Genomic DNA, 14706 nt, shown 5'->3' with positions numbered 1-14706 from the left:
GCTAGAACATAAGCGCTTACTCCAAAGTGTAGATTTTCCCTTCCATATCAACCTTTTTTTTTTATAAACAATAAAAGACAAACTATTTTTCAGTCTAAATTCACTGAAAAGTAGTTTGCCTACAGTTTAACGTTGAGATAAGTCTCAAAATCTTTTTTATAGATATTGAAAGTGTTTGGTCAAAAATTTTTCTATTTCAAACAATAATGAGGATGATAAAAGCTCCATTTCGTTTTTCTATTTTAATGCTCTGCAAATATTAAATAGAGTATTGTCTACAATGAATGTGTCTAAAAACACTTTTTGATAGTGAAATAATGGTCTATAATTTTCATTCAATATAATCTTTTTCTTTGAAAAATCGATTTCTATAGAATCAATACCAAATTTAAACCCAACTCCTAGCATTTTTAAAAACGCTTCTTTAACACTCCAACTTAATATGAAACCAGAAGTAAGATTTATAAATCTATCAGAAATTATATTTTCACAATCAACACCAATCACTATATTATTTTTTGTTATTCCCCAAAAACAATAAGTGTCACAATGAGATATACTAATTGATAAAGAAGTTCCAAGAATATATGGTTGGCCTGATTCTTTCTTTAAAATTACAACTTCATTCCAACTAGAAAAATCTGTAACTTCTTGACTAATATACTTTTTAATCATTAGATGCGAAATTATTGTTTGTATACGTTTCTTTTTTCTTTTTATCTTGTTTATTTCTTCTTTTTCTTCAACTGAAAAAAAACGCAAGTACCTTTCAATATTATTATCAAAATACGAATAGTTCATCTTTGAGATTCCCAAAATAGGTAAATTTCCTTCTGATGTAAAATTAACCTTCATATTTAGATTCCCCACTTATTTTATAGTATTAAAAATTAAGTTTGCTTGTTCAACAATCATTTTTCTGCATTCAAGTAAAGAATTATGGTTCGCATTTTCTACAGTTATCAATTTAGATCCATTTATACTATCATGCATCTTTTTTCCAACCCTAATAGAAACTACAGTATCATTTTTACCTTGAATAATAATTACCTTTGTATTTATCAATCCTAAATAAGATGTAAAATCATTGTCCTTCACTAATTTAAGATCAGATTCAATACTCCAATGTTCATGATTACTATCAATATTTATTTTATCTGTTCTAAATCTATAAAAAGAATTTAAAAGAATTAGACCACTGATAGTATATCTACTGTTCAAGACTTGGTTGATTGCTATAAATCCTCCTAAAGAATGGCCTATAAGAACAATTTTTTGATCTTTTTTTATATAAGTCTTCACTAAATAATCTATTAGCGAAACATAAAAAGATAAATCAAACTTCATTGAATTATCTTTTTCATAATTTTGATACCCAGGTCGATTAAATATGATAAAGTTTTTTCGCTTAATTTTGAAGTATTTTCTCCAATTACTCCAAGAGTCTTTGTTATTGTTTAGCCCATGTAAAAAAATGTACACTGGTGACACACTATCAATTAGAACTACATCTAAATCACTTTCTGATAATATCATTTTTCCACTTGTCCTCTAAGATGTTCTTTATTCGTTTCATTTCTTTTCTAGTATTTTTGTTTAAAAAGCTTTCCATTCGATAAACTTCATGTTCAGCAAAAGACTCATCCAGATTGAAAATTTGAATCCAACACATTGTACATCCTATTTCACTAGGTAGTTTTTCATAAAACCAATAAATATCCATTTTGGAAAAAGGGAACATACTAGTCATTCGTTTTCCTCTAACTTTCATCTTACTTCTATTTGTTATTCGTTTAGAAGTCCACTCATTTCCATTTTTGTGTCGTAAAGTAAAAGTTACTTCATTCTCAGTTTTTAATAAAACTTTTACTGTTTCATATTCATCAAATAACTCCGACCAGTTTAACACATCATTAGTATATTCAAATATTTTTTCACAATCTCCCAAAATTGTAATTTGATTTTCTACATACCCTTTCACGATACTAACCCCCTCTCAAACTCAATTTTAGTCATTTATTATCCCACAATAGCTACAGCTCTAACCCAAGAAGCATCTGCATCATCTAAATTTATTGGAAAACAACTAATCTTAAAATTCTGATTTAAATTTAACAAAACTCTTAAATTGCAGAGTCGTTCTATTTGAATGTATTCTTTTTCTCTACCATAAAAATGAGAAGGCCATAAAACATCTAATTTTTTTGTTTCATTATAATCATTGACCATTTTTGAAATAGATCTATCAAATCCATAGGAATCAATACCTATTACCTTTATATTAAAATCTAATAGAAAGTGTATCGCTTCTTTGGATAATCCAATAGAGTTAGAAAAATATTCTTCTGTTCCCCAATATTTATCCATTCCTGTATAGATAAGAACTATATCCATAGGGTTTATTTCGATTTGTTGAGATATAACAGCCTTTTCAATTATAGCTTTTTCAATTAATTCTCCTTTAGAAATAAACGAAAGATCAATCACTTTCCCGCATCCAAAAAACCATTCTAAAGGCAATTCATGAATTTTTTTTTGTAGTTGTTTATCAAATCTGCTTCCGTAATGAAATGGAGCATCTATATGAGTTCCAGTATGCGTAGACAACTCGAATGTATCTAAAGACAAATATTCTTGATTGGGAAAAACATCAAGTGGTAATCCTGTGCGACTAGCAATTCGTTTCGCACCATTTTGATGTGTCACTCTACTTTTTTTTAGTTTTAACGGTTCCGAAGGATTATTGTTTACTAACAAACTCAAATCGATTATCTTCATTAATGCCTTCTCCTCTAAATATTTCTATGCCCTAGATGTCCTTCCGGTGCTACAGGAGCCATAACCAAAAGAGCTTTTAGAGGCTTTTCTCCCTCATTATAGATTGTATGAGGTACTCCCATAGGCACTGCTGCAATGTCACCTTTAGTTAAAGTTTGAATTTCATTTTCGATTACCAAGTCTCCTTCACCTTCAATAATATAGATATGTTCTTGGCTATAATCATGAACATGCACTGGAGCTTTAGTTTTAGGATTAATTGTACACAAAGTAACAAAAACTTCTGATTTTTCAAGAAATGACGGACTAATAAGAACCTCTAGCTCTCCATAATCTTTTTTCGTACGTCTATTTTCCATGATTTCTCCTCCTCTTTCTTATTTTATTAATAAATCTATATACTTGTAAATGTCTTAATTGGTTCTAATTTCTTCAATTCTAAGCGATTGATCTTCCCAGTTATTCCTTTAGGAATTTCATTTACAAGAACAATTTCTTGTGGTCTTAATCTAGCATTCAATTTTTTTCGCAAAAATCTCTTGAAATTTGTAACATTAAAAGATAATGGATTACTTACCACTAGGTAATAAACTAAATAGTTCAAAGAGTTGTTTGATTGCAAATCAACAGCTGCTTCAATAATCTCTTCATAATTCAAAATCAAGAATTCAATATCAGAAGCTTTACACCACTCACCATTAATTTTAAATAAATCATTTGTTCTTCCCTTATACCAGTAGTAACCATCTAAATCAATTTTAAACTTATCTCCAGTGTACATTCCTTTGTCCTGAATAGGAGTTTGACCTATATATCCTTTCATTATGGATGAGCCCTCAATATACAAATTTCCAATTCTATTAATAATAGGATTTTCCTGTTCATCCAATACAGAAGTTTGATATCCTGATATAGGAATCCCCACACTCCCCACCTTTTTCCCCGTTTTATCGGTGTTAAGGAAAAAAATATATAAAAATTCGCTTGTTCCCATTCCTTCAAACAAAGGTACATCATATCTATCTTTCCATTTTTCAGAAACTATTGGAGGTAACGGTTCTCCACAACAAATACACAGTCTAAGTGATTCAAACAAAAGGTTATTTTTTGAAAATAAATCTAGTAAGGAAGAGTATATGCTCGGAACGCCCACTAAAACAGTAGGCGAATTTTTGTTTGCCAATTTTTGTATATTTGAAATAATCTCAAATTCAGATATAATGAGCGTTGCTTTACAATACTGTGAGAGAATACAACTTGTTCCTACCCCTAGAGCAAACGGTATTTTTGACATTGAAAATATCGTATCTTCTTTTTGAAATCTACAATTTGTGTATTGGTAATTTTCACATATAGCTTTTATAGATTTTTGCGAATGGATCACACCTTTTGGTTTACCCGTACTTCCTGAAGTATAGAGAACAAATATGGGTTGAGTTTCTGTATTTTCAATTAATTTTACTTTTCGCCAACATATTTGTTTTTGTTCAAAATCGCTCCAGTAATAAATATTATTTGTAAAGTTAATCTCACTTTCTTTATCTTTCATAGTCTTATTTAGATACATTGCAGTACAGTTACTATTTTTGTATATATATTCTAAAATAGGTAACGAGGTTTTAATATTTATTAGTACCGGAATCACACCAATCTGTATTGCTCCCCAAAAAGAAGATATTAAATCAATTGAATCGGTCATATATAATGCTATAAAACTACCTTTCTCAACACCATCCAAAATAAGTTTTAGAGAAAATTTATCAATCAAGTTCTCTAATTCACTATAAGTTATACTTTGATGATCTTGTATAATTGCTATTTTAGAATCGGTATTTTTATCTTTTTCGTTTTGAAAAATGTAATCCTTTATATTATTCATTACAATCACTCTCTTTTATACCAAATTGAAAACCAACCTAAAGGTTTATGTCTTGTTTCAGTAGAGAAAGACAAAACTCGTTCTAATTTCTCTAATACAAATTTATCATGGAAAGTATTTATCAAATCGTCACTTGTTAACAATCGAGGCTGCGGTGCAGTATATTTCATTTTGTCTGAAAAACCCCTAATTAGCAACATTCCTCCCGGTTTTAAAGCCTTATTTACTTGTTTTACATATATTTCTCTTTCATCATTTGATAAATGATGAAAACATCCTTGATCAGTGATAACATCATAATGATTTTCTAAAAGGTCAACTGTTAAAATATTTCCAACTTTCCAATGTACTTTTACTCCATATAAATCAGCTATTTTTGTTGCTGTTTGAATAGCTGATTCTGAAATATCCATTGCTGTAACATTCATACCTCTCACTGCTAAAAAAGTTGATTCTGAACCAATTCCACATCCAATTTCTAAAATTTTTGAAGAATTAGGAATCTTTTCATTAAAAACAAGACTTACCAATTCAGGATTTGCTGTTCCCGATACCCATTCGTGTTGAGATGGTTTCTTCTCCTTGTAAGCACTATCATAATATTTTTTTATACGTTCATTCATGATTTTCTATTCTCCTAATTTTTGTATTTTCTGAAAAATAATTTTTCAGATTCCATAGTGCCTTTTTAGATTTATTTCACATTAGAATAAATCTCAGTAACAAGATCATATAAATTAAAACTATCTCTTCCTCCAAACTCGATCAAAACATTGTACTTTTTTTTGATTGATAAAGATAAATCTACTGTTTCAGTGGAATCCAACCCTAAGTCATTAATTAAATCAGCATCCTTTTTTAATTCTTCTGGTTCAATACCAAAATCTAAAAGTTCATCCGTGATAAATTCAATAATTTCTTCCTTATTCATTATTTAACTTCCTTTCTAATCTATTTTCTCAATAGCAATGCTTACGTTAATTCCCTCTTTAGATCTATTATTAATTAAAGCTCTCGTCTTTATGCTATTTTTATCTGCATTCTTTAAGTATAATATTGCAGCAATAACATCTGTTGATGCTTGAGCTCCATATAGATGTCCATAATATTTTTTAGGGAATTTTAAATTAGGTTGATGATTGTATTTTAAGTTCAAATTTGAAATAGCTTGATTTTCAACATTATCATTTTTAACAATTCCATTTGCTTCGGGTAATAATAGGTCTATATCTTTATACTCCAATTTTGATTGTACTAAGCAATTTTCCATATTTAATTCAAGAGAATCATCACCAAAGTTTGTAGATATATTTTTTATTTCAGCATATATTGGAGCATTCCTATCAAGTGCATGTTCATATTCTTCAAGTATTAAGACTGAGCTTCCTTCTCCTAATATTGTTCCGTCAGATTTACTACAGAATGGAAGAATTCCTTCTTTTTCGTCATTTTTATCTAAAAGTTCCCCTGCTTCGTAGTGACAAATACCTGATAGAAGAGTTAGCGGAGCTTCTGTGCCTCCACAAATTACTATATCATTATCACCTCTCTTAATTGAATTTATTGCTGAAAACATAGCTACACCGCCAGTGGCTTTGTCAGCCACGTAACTTTTACTTGTGCCATGAATTGAATTAGCTATTGAAATATACCCCTGAGCAGCAGCTGGAAACCAAGCCGTTGCTTGCCACGGATTTACAAAAGTAGGTCCAAATTTATATAATTCTTCAAAACCTCGTTCTGAAATATTCCATCCTCCAGAATTATTTCCAAAATATATACCAATTCTATCTGTTTCTAAAAATTGAAGATTTAAATGCGAATCTTCAATTGCACAAGATGTTGCAGCTAATGCAAATTGCGTAAACTTATCTGTTTTTTTTATGAATCGCCGATTAATATAGTTTGTTGCATTAAAATTTCTCACTTCTCCAGCAAATTCAAAAGGGAAATTACTAGTATCAAAGTTTGTAATTTTTGAAATTGCAGACTTTTCTTTTAAAATACCAAACTCAAACTCTTCTATCGTATTACCTAAAGGGTTGATTATTCCTAAGCCTGTAACTACTATTTTTTTACTCATAATAATCTCCTTTATATTTACTTAAGACACATGCAGAATGTATTCCACCAAAACCACTAGCAGATGTTAAGACGGTATTTACATTTTCTTTTCTACATTTTTGCAAATAAAATAAATCACATTCAGGATCAGGGTATTCGTAGTTAATGTTAGGAGGCAAAATTCCAGATTCAAACACACCTATACTCGCTAAAGTGCCAACCAATCCAGCTACAGACAAAGGATGTCCTACCATAGATTTACTGGAACTAATAGGTATTGTTTTTGCATACTTGCCAAAAGCTGACTTAATAGCATCTGTTTCGCACTTATCATTTTGTTTAGTGGAACTACCATGAGCATTTATATAACCAAATTCTGAAATATTTTTTTTTGATTGTTTAATTGCTTGACTCATTGCTTTTTCTAAATATAGAGACTCTTTTAAATCAGTCATGTGGTATGCATTATTATAACTTGCAAATGAATCTACCTTACAATAAATATGCGCTCCTCTATTTACTGCATGATTTAATTCTTCTAAAACAAAAAATACGCTGCTTTCTCCTATGACAAAACCTGCTCTCTTCATATCAAATGGGCGCGAAGCTTTTGAAGGGTCATTTTTCCATTTAGAAAGCGCATTTATAACATCTAAAGTGGAGTATGTTAATGATGTTAAAGGTGCTTCAGCCCCACCTGTTAAAATTACTTTAGCTACACCCGATTTTATGAGATTATAACTTTCTCCTATAACATCTAAGCCTGCCGTACACCCCGTAGAAAGTGCATAGCAAATATTCTTCATTTTATATTTATGAGCCATGTAAGCCCCTGGAAAATTGAACATACCTGCATTATAAAATTCTTTCCCTACAGGTTTGTATGACAAATTTTCTGTTCCCTTATTAGTTAATACTTCATATATTTTTTGTATAGTTGGGGTTCCTCCTATTGCTGAACAACTAATAATTCCTATATCTTTCCTCTCTGTATTACCATCATTAATTTTTGAGTCCTTTAATGCTTGTTCAGCTGCATAAACAGCTAATTTTGTGAATCTTGATTCATTTCTTACTTCTTTAAAGCCTTCAATTAATGTATCCACATTTTCATGAATTTTTGAATTGACGCTTGAAGATATCTTCATTTTTTCCATTTCTTCATCAAACTCCACAAAAGAAATGCCTTTTTCTGTATTACTCCAGAATTCTTTTTTATCTTTTCCTCCTGGACTAATTACACCAATGCCTGTAATAACGACTTCGTTCATTTTACATAACCTCTCTTAATTATGTCTCTCCTCGTTGGTTTGTTTTTAGTATTAGAAACAGTGGATAGTTATAATCTATAATTTGCCCTTGCTTTACATATTTTTTTAATAAAATACCGTCTTCTTCCATCATTAAAATATAAACTATTCCCAATAAATTAATTTGGCACAGTGGAGTACGTGATGGATAAAATTTCCCTTCTTTGATATAATTAAGTACATATATTCTACCAACAATTTTTGAAATATAGATATTTGAATTGGGAATCCGAGTGATAAAATAATCTGCAATCAGTATATTTTCTTCGCATAATCTTTTTGGTATTTTTTTAACTAGATTACTATTAATAATAATTATCACGCTTTCAAAAAATTTACTTTAAATAACTAATCCCAAGGGATTAGTTCCCAAGGAATTAAAAATAAATATAGAACCATATGCTTTTTCCTCCTTCCGTAATATTATAAATAATGCATAGACTTAAGTTGCTTCGCATCCTGAATATTCAGAATATTAAAAAAATCATTACTTCAATTATTTAAAAGATAACTTAAATCAGAAAAATAATTGTCTAAATGTTAAATATTTAAACAAAAGGAGTGGATTTTATGCTTGCAGGTGAGTTAGTGAATAAGATTAGAAAGGAAAGAAAACTTACTCAAGAAAAACTGTCATCCGGAATTTGTACACGACAAACGCTAGCCTCTTATGAAAATTTGACTGTAGATATCCCCTTTACCAAACTTTTAAAAATAATAGATAAATTGAATGTAACAATTGAAGAATTTACCTTGCAACTAAAACAGACTAACGATCAAAAACGTTTCATAAGTGAACATATGATTAAAGACTTTTATAGCAATCAATATATTAAACAAAAAGACCTAACATGGCTATTAAGACTATATGACGAAACTTCTGATTTTTTTTATTTAGCGAGCTATCTACAAATAAAATCAAGTTTAATCAAAGTGCAAAATTTAGATGATCAAGAATTTTTGAAAGATGAGAAGAATAACATTAATAAACTCATGAATCATTTGGATATAGTCGAAAGATGGGGAAATTTTGAACTTGCTATATTTACAAACTGTTTGTGGATTTTTCCAATGCCATATATATTTGTAAATTCTGAAAAAGTTATTTCCCATCTTATAGATTTTTCAGAAATAAGGATATATGAAAGATCAGCATTTTCTTTTTTCTTTAATATAATTATTTTATTTATTGACAAAAATGATTTAAAAATCGCAAAGTATTTTTTCGAAAAAATGGAAAATACTTTACATATAGACACACATCAACTTTATGAAAAATCATTTTCTGTATTTCTCAAAAATTGTATTACCCTAATGGAGAGTAATTTTGATGACAATGAATCATATAAATCATCATACAATATTATTAATTATTTTTATTTTTTAGGATTCCATAAAAAAGCAAAAGAACTTTCTAATCTTTTAGAAAGTCTTAGAGGATAGTTGATTTGTTTTTCAACTAATTTTTTAATGTTAAGGAACGTAAAAGTAAACCAAATTTTTATGTGCATTTTTTCTTTACCAATTTAAATTAGTGTAATGTCACCCATGAAATTCTTTAGCCGTTTCAAATAATTGTTCAACTGTTTGTTTACGATTATTATATATTGATTGCTTTTATTCCAAGGGAATGACGTATATAATCACAGCATTCCCTATCATCTTCCCGCAAATGTCGCTGAATTAGCTTTTTTCTCTTTTGATTCACTGCACTTGGCAATTAAGGAGCAACTTCCACAGTCAATAGGAGTACTTTTATATTCATGATATCTGTCTCTATTAGTTATTATATATTTTAAAACTATTTTACCAAGACAAAAAGACAAATTATCGAAATTAATCAATAATTTGTCCACAGTCCGGAACTTTCTAACCATAAATAACATAGTTACCGATAGTTATCGTTTTTTAATTTATTGAAAACTATTTTCACCCACATCTAAAAATTATACAACTATTAAAACAATTATTATATAATATAGGTTTAGTGACCCTTTTTCTTTTCCTTTTTCTTTTCTTGTTTCAAATCAAATTTTTTCTTTTTTTGAAGTTCTTTATCTTGTCTGGCTTGCTTTTTTCTAATTATTTTGGATTGTTCTCGCGATTCTTGCATAGATAATTGAGCTTTCGTCGATAGCACAGGTTTATTCTTCTCTTTATTTATTTTACGTTGCATTTTCTTTGGATTAACCCTTTTTTCTTTATATTCAATGTTTGCTGTAGAATTTTTATGAAGCAAATTTTGGTCATTCTTATCCACAACATCTTGAAGTTTTAAATGAACAAATTCCTCTATTTCACTGTTCTTAGGCTCTGTTCCAAAAACGTACTTAGTCGCTCTATAATCACCACATAAACCTTCATATTCAACCAAACCACACCAATAAGTTCCATCAAAATAAACTGTTAATTTCATTAAAATTCCTCCCCTAAATAAACTAATAAGGAAAAGGACAACCCGAGGAGGGAAGGTTACTGACACTTAAGTTATGTTTATGGACTACCAACCATAATGTGTTTTTATCCCTTAATCATAATTTTATCTATTATTTTTCTGTCAAACACCTTAATTATAACCTCATTAACAGTATATTTCAAGATTTCCCTCACAATATTGCAAGGATATAGAGTATCAAAAAAATAAATTTCTTCTGTTTATTTTTATATTGGGATATACCCCATGATATAGGGACTATCTTTTTTATACATTCGTCTGGCGATCCTATCTCCAGAATTTCCCTCAATTGTGTAAACAACTTCATTTTCTACTTTCTCCACAATTCCTACGTGATCGCTAACAAAATCACCATCCCAATCAAAGAAAATAATATAGCCACTTTGCGGTTCTCCTTTATCCTGCCATTGACCCTTTGTCTTAAAAGTCTGAATCCCTGCTGGACAATAGGCAAATTTTTCCATTTGAACATTTGCTTGACTTGCACAGTACGAAACAAAAATGGCGCACCATTCAACACGACCACTAAAGCCATACCAACGCCAGTATTCTTCACCGCCTTCATGAATACCCTCAGATAATTCTGATAGTGCTACTTTTACAATCGAACTATTTCCGCTGTTAGTAGAATTAGTGCCAAGGTATTGCTTGACCAGCTGACATAACGATAGGTAATCTTTTGAAGTAATCTCTAGATTTTCCCCCGTTCCACACCGTGCATGCGACTTTCACCGCACACGGCGTTCCATCAATCACAGATTAGAAAGTTATACATTTATCCAATCAAATGGTTAAAACACTATATCCTGCTTTTAGTCGCAGAACATTTATTTTCTCAATTTGGCTTGTTGTAAGTTGTAATAATTTCAGATGTTTTTCAATTCTTTTGGACTCAGATAATACATGGTTTTTCCGACTCAAATCATAGAGTTTGTCTAGCTGAGGTATCATTCCATAGTATTCACTATATCGTAGTGTTTTGTTCATTTGCTTTTTATTCATAGCATCACCCCTTCTTCGGATAATGTTTATTTGGTCTTACTCGACTCTATGAAATGTATAAGCAATCTATCTAAATAATTGACTTGTGGCTATTCCTCCCATTTCATTACGAAATTTTCATCGGTCATTCCACTACTCTCACTGACATAAATGGTCTTATTTCCTTTGAACCAACCATCTCACTGGAATATAGCTCCCTAGATGTTGCCAGCTTTCGACGTTCCGATATCCTTATCTGTTCATATATTTTTAGGCGCCTGCTCTAAACCTGCATAAAATCGTTACCTTTAATAACGAATGGTTTTTCATATCTACATATCTTACTCAACCACTATATGCGTTCATTCACTCAATAATATTAAGCTAGAACCCGATACATTTCTATACCGTCATGTTTTAGATTCTTTATTTCGCAGGTTCGTCAGTACTCATGTACATACTCACCATGAATATTTTATAGACTCCCGGCCTATAGGCTACGCCATCCACCGCTGGACAGGTTTCGTTTTGTTAAACAATTTCGGTAGCTCTCAGCCGACTTCACCGAGCTTTTGACATATAAATTTACTATAAAATTTGTGCCAATCGGAGTTTTAGAGGAGCGTTTCAGGACGTTACTCCGTCATTCCACTGCTCAGGATATCAGTTCTCCTTAATAAGAAAATTGACGTTCATTATTAAGTGCCTAACCTTTTCAGCTAGGAACGCCTCGCACTGTAGAACATATTGCCATAGGCGTATCGATAATCATAGCCCAAACTTACAGCTACTGGATTAGTATAGGTTATTGTCTTTCCACCTGCTTTTTCTTTAGAAAAAGCTATGGATGTTTCTAGAGAATAAAATTTCTCGCAATAACCAAGAAAGCCACCACCAAAATTATAGCTCTGAACGACGTTTAACACATCGTACTCTCGGTGACTCTTCCACATATCCGCAAAGTACTTTACTCCGACCTCAATAGATTCGTTTGGATCTTGGATACTGTTTGGCGCTTTACCCTGACTTTCGCTGCACTGCATAATGTCGGGATATTTTTCTGCATTTCCACCTGTCTCAACCATAATAATGCCTAAAAGATAGGGAACCGCTTCTGAAATATTGTTTTTAGTCGCTTCTGTTGTGACTTTCTCTTTCCAACGTAAAACCGCTTCTGGAAGACTAGAGGTATTTTCCGCAAAATTATTAGAAGAGTCATTATCTCCACCAACAATCAAAATAAAAAAAATCAAGAAGAATGAAGCGCCTAAAACAATGAATAGTTTAAAGGATTTCATTTACGTCCTCCTTATCTCTCTGATTACGAAGATTTTTTAGCTCGTCTGCAAGCTCCTGACTTTCAGCTTGAGTAAGAGCATTGAGCTGATAATCGGAGGAGGCTTCGTCCAATTGATTGTCCTGTGAAGATAGTGGATTCGTAGTTGTTGAATTTTCTATTGACTGATCTTGTATGGTTCTTTTGGTTTCGTATAATGCTGGCACCTCTTCTTGAGAAGCCATCTCTAAATGATTGTCCATCATCTCTTGCGAAGTCTCAATTGGTTGTTCCATTTCTTGTACATCAGACTGTTCCATTAAAAATTCATCAACCTCCTCAGGTGCTATCCGCAAATTTTCAGGATCAGAGAAAGAATCATTTGGGTGATTTACTTCATCCAGGTTATTTAGCTGATCTTGATGAATAGAATTTGCTAGTTCGCCGTTGAGTGATGCACCAGTTGTATAAAGAGTATCCATGTCATTTTCATTTGCTAGAGTAGTTGATTCTGTATCCTCTTGTTCAGTGGCTACTTCTTGAGTCGTTGTATTTTGGACGGCATCTGCCATATCTTCATTCTCAGTCGATTCAGGTACATTGGGTGAAACTGTTTCTTGTCCAGCTTGAACCAGTAGTTGGTCTTCCAGTTCATTCATGCGATAGGTGCGTTCTAATTCAATACCTGAACGAAGATAGTCATTTTCTGCGGTATTTGTCTTGTACACTTGCTCCATTTGTTTATTGGCTTGGTTCTGCTGATCTGCTTTACGTTGCTTGTGATTGTGCCAATCTTTTTTTGGATGAAACTGAAAATCTCGTAATTCTGCTTGTCCTTTCGTCAATGATCGGATAATTTGTCCTTTATTCTTCCAAACAAACAGTCCTAAGAACACCTTGACAAACAGACCCACAAGCATGGTTACAATATTCGTGACCACAAAGAAAGAGTCTAGAAGATTAATAATCGCAAAAAGTAAGCCAAATCCAAAGCCCAAGCCAACTTTCCCTGCAAATAAAGTTCCTAAGAGCATCACGCCATTTTTTAGGAGGTGATGCATGTTCGGAATCAAAGCAAGAAACAAAAGAGAAGGAAAAAGAAAGATTAGCCCATAAATTAAGAGTTGGATCAAAACATTGGCAACCCCAATAATCAGCACTGCTATGCCAATGACAATCAGCATCACAAAAGCATTGATTAATACCACGATTTTTTCCGTCATACGGTCTGAGGTCAGATAAGAGTTTTTATCTGCATTGTCTTTAATGGTCTTTTTGACCTCTTTTATTTTGGCATCATCGTAAGTCTCTTTATTCCTAACAAGATATTGGTCAAACTCTTTCACGGTCAAGTTTGTTTTCCCATAGTTTAGCAAAGCATAAGGCTGGAGAATAAATTCATCAAAAATTAAATTTCGAATCTTTGAGGTGCCGTCTAAATGACTCGTGTCACCTAACAACTTATCGGCATTGCTTCTAGCCGTGCCATTCAAGCTGCCACTGGTAACATCGACTAGTTGTCCTTGGACATTTTGAGAAATCGTATTGATTTCTTGAATCTTTGTTGCACCATCTTGAAAAAAAGCCAAGCTGCCAAAATAAATCAATAAAAAAACACACAAACGTGTGAGTGCTTTAGCAAAGCCTTTTTCAAAAAAATCCTTGACCATTAAAACCAAAACAAACGTAAAAATGAGTATCCCTAAGACCTCAAAGAGCTTTAAATAAATGGAATTTGCAGTCGAAAAGAGAGAAGGTAAAACACCTTTTAAAAGGTTGAGATTAAAGAGTTTGTCAATCACATAATCAAGCGCCAATACAAGATACTTAATTAAGCCAAAGGCAATATTGATTAACGCATTTAGTACACTTTGCAAGTTCTCGCCAATGTCTAACCAGCCGCCTTTTTCAAAGAAAGACTGTAAACTGTCTAAATGAAATACATCCTTTAACATAGAAGATT

14 protein-coding genes and 3 pseudogenes are annotated in these 14706 nt (G+C 31.5%); 1 reads left to right on the top strand and 16 read right to left on the bottom strand.

Going from position 1 to position 14706, the window contains the following annotated elements:
- Positions 1 to 237: 237 nt before the first annotated feature.
- The 10 genes from ABH902_RS00260 to ABH902_RS00215 all read right to left on the bottom strand — a co-directional run bounded on the left by ABH902_RS00260 (position 238) and on the right by ABH902_RS00215 (position 7992).
- Positions 238 to 855: a 4'-phosphopantetheinyl transferase superfamily protein gene (locus ABH902_RS00260; protein ID WP_404588523.1), complete on the bottom strand. Its 618-nt coding sequence runs from the start codon at positions 853 to 855 to the stop codon at positions 238 to 240.
- A 15-nt stretch (positions 856 to 870) separates the two neighbouring features.
- Complete coding sequence (locus ABH902_RS00255; RefSeq protein WP_404588522.1) at positions 871 to 1536, bottom strand: alpha/beta fold hydrolase; 666 nt, start codon at positions 1534 to 1536, stop codon at positions 871 to 873.
- Positions 1517 to 1981, bottom strand: a complete 465-nt coding sequence (locus ABH902_RS00250) for a hypothetical protein (protein WP_052008449.1) — start codon at positions 1979 to 1981, stop codon at positions 1517 to 1519. The genes ABH902_RS00255 and ABH902_RS00250 overlap by 20 nt, the downstream gene beginning before the upstream one ends.
- A 38-nt stretch (positions 1982 to 2019) precedes the next feature.
- Positions 2020 to 2778: a cyclase family protein gene (locus ABH902_RS00245; protein ID WP_404588521.1), complete on the bottom strand. Its 759-nt coding sequence runs from the start codon at positions 2776 to 2778 to the stop codon at positions 2020 to 2022.
- Positions 2779 to 2792: 14 nt separating this feature from the next.
- Positions 2793 to 3137, bottom strand: a complete 345-nt coding sequence (locus ABH902_RS00240; protein WP_404588520.1) for a cupin domain-containing protein — start codon at positions 3135 to 3137, stop codon at positions 2793 to 2795.
- A gap of 35 nt (positions 3138 to 3172) precedes the next feature.
- Positions 3173 to 4657 carry an AMP-binding protein gene (locus tag ABH902_RS00235; RefSeq protein WP_404588519.1) on the bottom strand — a complete coding sequence of 495 codons (1485 nt, stop codon included), beginning with the start codon at positions 4655 to 4657 and terminating at the stop codon, positions 3173 to 3175.
- Positions 4658 to 4662: 5 nt separating this feature from the next.
- Positions 4663 to 5280: a class I SAM-dependent methyltransferase gene (locus tag ABH902_RS00230; protein WP_404588518.1), complete on the bottom strand. Its 618-nt coding sequence runs from the start codon at positions 5278 to 5280 to the stop codon at positions 4663 to 4665.
- A 71-nt stretch (positions 5281 to 5351) separates the two neighbouring features.
- The gene (locus ABH902_RS00225; RefSeq protein ID WP_036071542.1) at positions 5352 to 5588 is read right to left on the bottom strand and encodes a phosphopantetheine-binding protein; all 237 of its coding nucleotides are present in this window, start codon (positions 5586 to 5588) and stop codon (positions 5352 to 5354) included.
- Between the two features lie 15 nt (positions 5589 to 5603).
- Complete coding sequence (locus ABH902_RS00220) at positions 5604 to 6740, bottom strand: beta-ketoacyl-[acyl-carrier-protein] synthase family protein (protein ID WP_404588517.1); 1137 nt, start codon at positions 6738 to 6740, stop codon at positions 5604 to 5606.
- Positions 6733 to 7992, bottom strand: a complete 1260-nt coding sequence (locus ABH902_RS00215) for a beta-ketoacyl synthase (protein ID WP_036071539.1) — start codon at positions 7990 to 7992, stop codon at positions 6733 to 6735. Before ABH902_RS00215 ends, ABH902_RS00220 begins: the two co-directional genes overlap by 8 nt.
- 609 nt (positions 7993 to 8601) lie before the next feature.
- On the opposite strand from ABH902_RS00215, the gene ABH902_RS00210 reads away from it, so the two are divergent.
- Entirely contained in the window at positions 8602 to 9474 is an 873-nt protein-coding gene (locus ABH902_RS00210; protein ID WP_404588516.1) for a helix-turn-helix domain-containing protein, read from the top strand.
- A gap of 11 nt (positions 9475 to 9485) precedes the next feature.
- Here the strand turns inward: ABH902_RS00210 and ABH902_RS00205 are convergent.
- The 6 genes and pseudogenes from ABH902_RS00205 to ABH902_RS00180 all read right to left on the bottom strand — a co-directional run.
- A pseudogene (locus ABH902_RS00205) lies at positions 9486 to 9824 on the bottom strand (transposase); the annotation flags it as partial.
- A 191-nt stretch (positions 9825 to 10015) separates the two neighbouring features.
- Positions 10016 to 10447 (bottom strand): YjdF family protein, encoded by a 432-nt coding sequence (locus ABH902_RS00200; protein ID WP_404588515.1) that lies wholly within the window; start codon positions 10445 to 10447, stop codon positions 10016 to 10018.
- Between the two features lie 245 nt (positions 10448 to 10692).
- Positions 10693 to 11145 (bottom strand): annotated as a pseudogene (locus tag ABH902_RS00195) (CHAP domain-containing protein); the annotation flags it as partial.
- 124 nt (positions 11146 to 11269) lie between these two features.
- Complete coding sequence (locus tag ABH902_RS00190) at positions 11270 to 11488, bottom strand: hypothetical protein (RefSeq protein ID WP_404588514.1); 219 nt, start codon at positions 11486 to 11488, stop codon at positions 11270 to 11272.
- A 713-nt stretch (positions 11489 to 12201) separates the two neighbouring features.
- A pseudogene (locus tag ABH902_RS00185) lies at positions 12202 to 12765 on the bottom strand (lysozyme family protein); the annotation flags it as partial.
- Entirely contained in the window at positions 12752 to 14698 is a 1947-nt protein-coding gene (locus ABH902_RS00180; RefSeq protein WP_404588513.1) for a CD3337/EF1877 family mobilome membrane protein, read from the bottom strand. The gene ABH902_RS00180 and the pseudogene ABH902_RS00185, both read right to left, overlap by 14 nt.
- Between the last annotated feature and the right edge of the window lie 8 nt (positions 14699 to 14706).

It is taken from the genome of Enterococcus sp. UD-01, from assembly GCF_044909655.1.
Lineage (GTDB): Bacteria > Bacillota > Bacilli > Lactobacillales > Enterococcaceae > Enterococcus_L.
The sequence above is the reverse complement of the archived record's forward strand: the minus strand, read 5'-3'. Positions and strand labels throughout refer to the sequence as shown.

Excerpts from the sequence above, each read along its gene's own strand:
- ABH902_RS00260 (WP_404588523.1), bottom strand. The coding sequence starts at position 855 with ATGAAGGTTAATTTTACATCAGAAGGAAATTTACCTATTTTGGGAATC.
- ABH902_RS00255 (WP_404588522.1), bottom strand. The coding sequence starts at position 1,536 with ATGATATTATCAGAAAGTGATTTAGATGTAGTTCTAATTGATAGTGTG.
- ABH902_RS00245 (WP_404588521.1), bottom strand. The coding sequence starts at position 2,778 with ATGAAGATAATCGATTTGAGTTTGTTAGTAAACAATAATCCTTCGGAA.
- ABH902_RS00240 (WP_404588520.1), bottom strand. The coding sequence starts at position 3,137 with ATGGAAAATAGACGTACGAAAAAAGATTATGGAGAGCTAGAGGTTCTT.
- ABH902_RS00235 (WP_404588519.1), bottom strand. The coding sequence starts at position 4,657 with ATGAATAATATAAAGGATTACATTTTTCAAAACGAAAAAGATAAAAAT.
- ABH902_RS00230 (WP_404588518.1), bottom strand. The coding sequence starts at position 5,280 with ATGAATGAACGTATAAAAAAATATTATGATAGTGCTTACAAGGAGAAG.
- ABH902_RS00225 (WP_036071542.1), bottom strand. The coding sequence starts at position 5,588 with ATGAATAAGGAAGAAATTATTGAATTTATCACGGATGAACTTTTAGAT.
- ABH902_RS00220 (WP_404588517.1), bottom strand. The coding sequence starts at position 6,740 with ATGAGTAAAAAAATAGTAGTTACAGGCTTAGGAATAATCAACCCTTTA.
- ABH902_RS00215 (WP_036071539.1), bottom strand. The coding sequence starts at position 7,992 with ATGAACGAAGTCGTTATTACAGGCATTGGTGTAATTAGTCCAGGAGGA.
- ABH902_RS00210 (WP_404588516.1), top strand. The coding sequence starts at position 8,602 with ATGCTTGCAGGTGAGTTAGTGAATAAGATTAGAAAGGAAAGAAAACTT.
- ABH902_RS00200 (WP_404588515.1), bottom strand. The coding sequence starts at position 10,447 with ATGAAATTAACAGTTTATTTTGATGGAACTTATTGGTGTGGTTTGGTT.
- ABH902_RS00190 (WP_404588514.1), bottom strand. The coding sequence starts at position 11,488 with ATGAATAAAAAGCAAATGAACAAAACACTACGATATAGTGAATACTAT.
- ABH902_RS00180 (WP_404588513.1), bottom strand. The coding sequence starts at position 14,698 with ATGTTAAAGGATGTATTTCATTTAGACAGTTTACAGTCTTTCTTTGAA.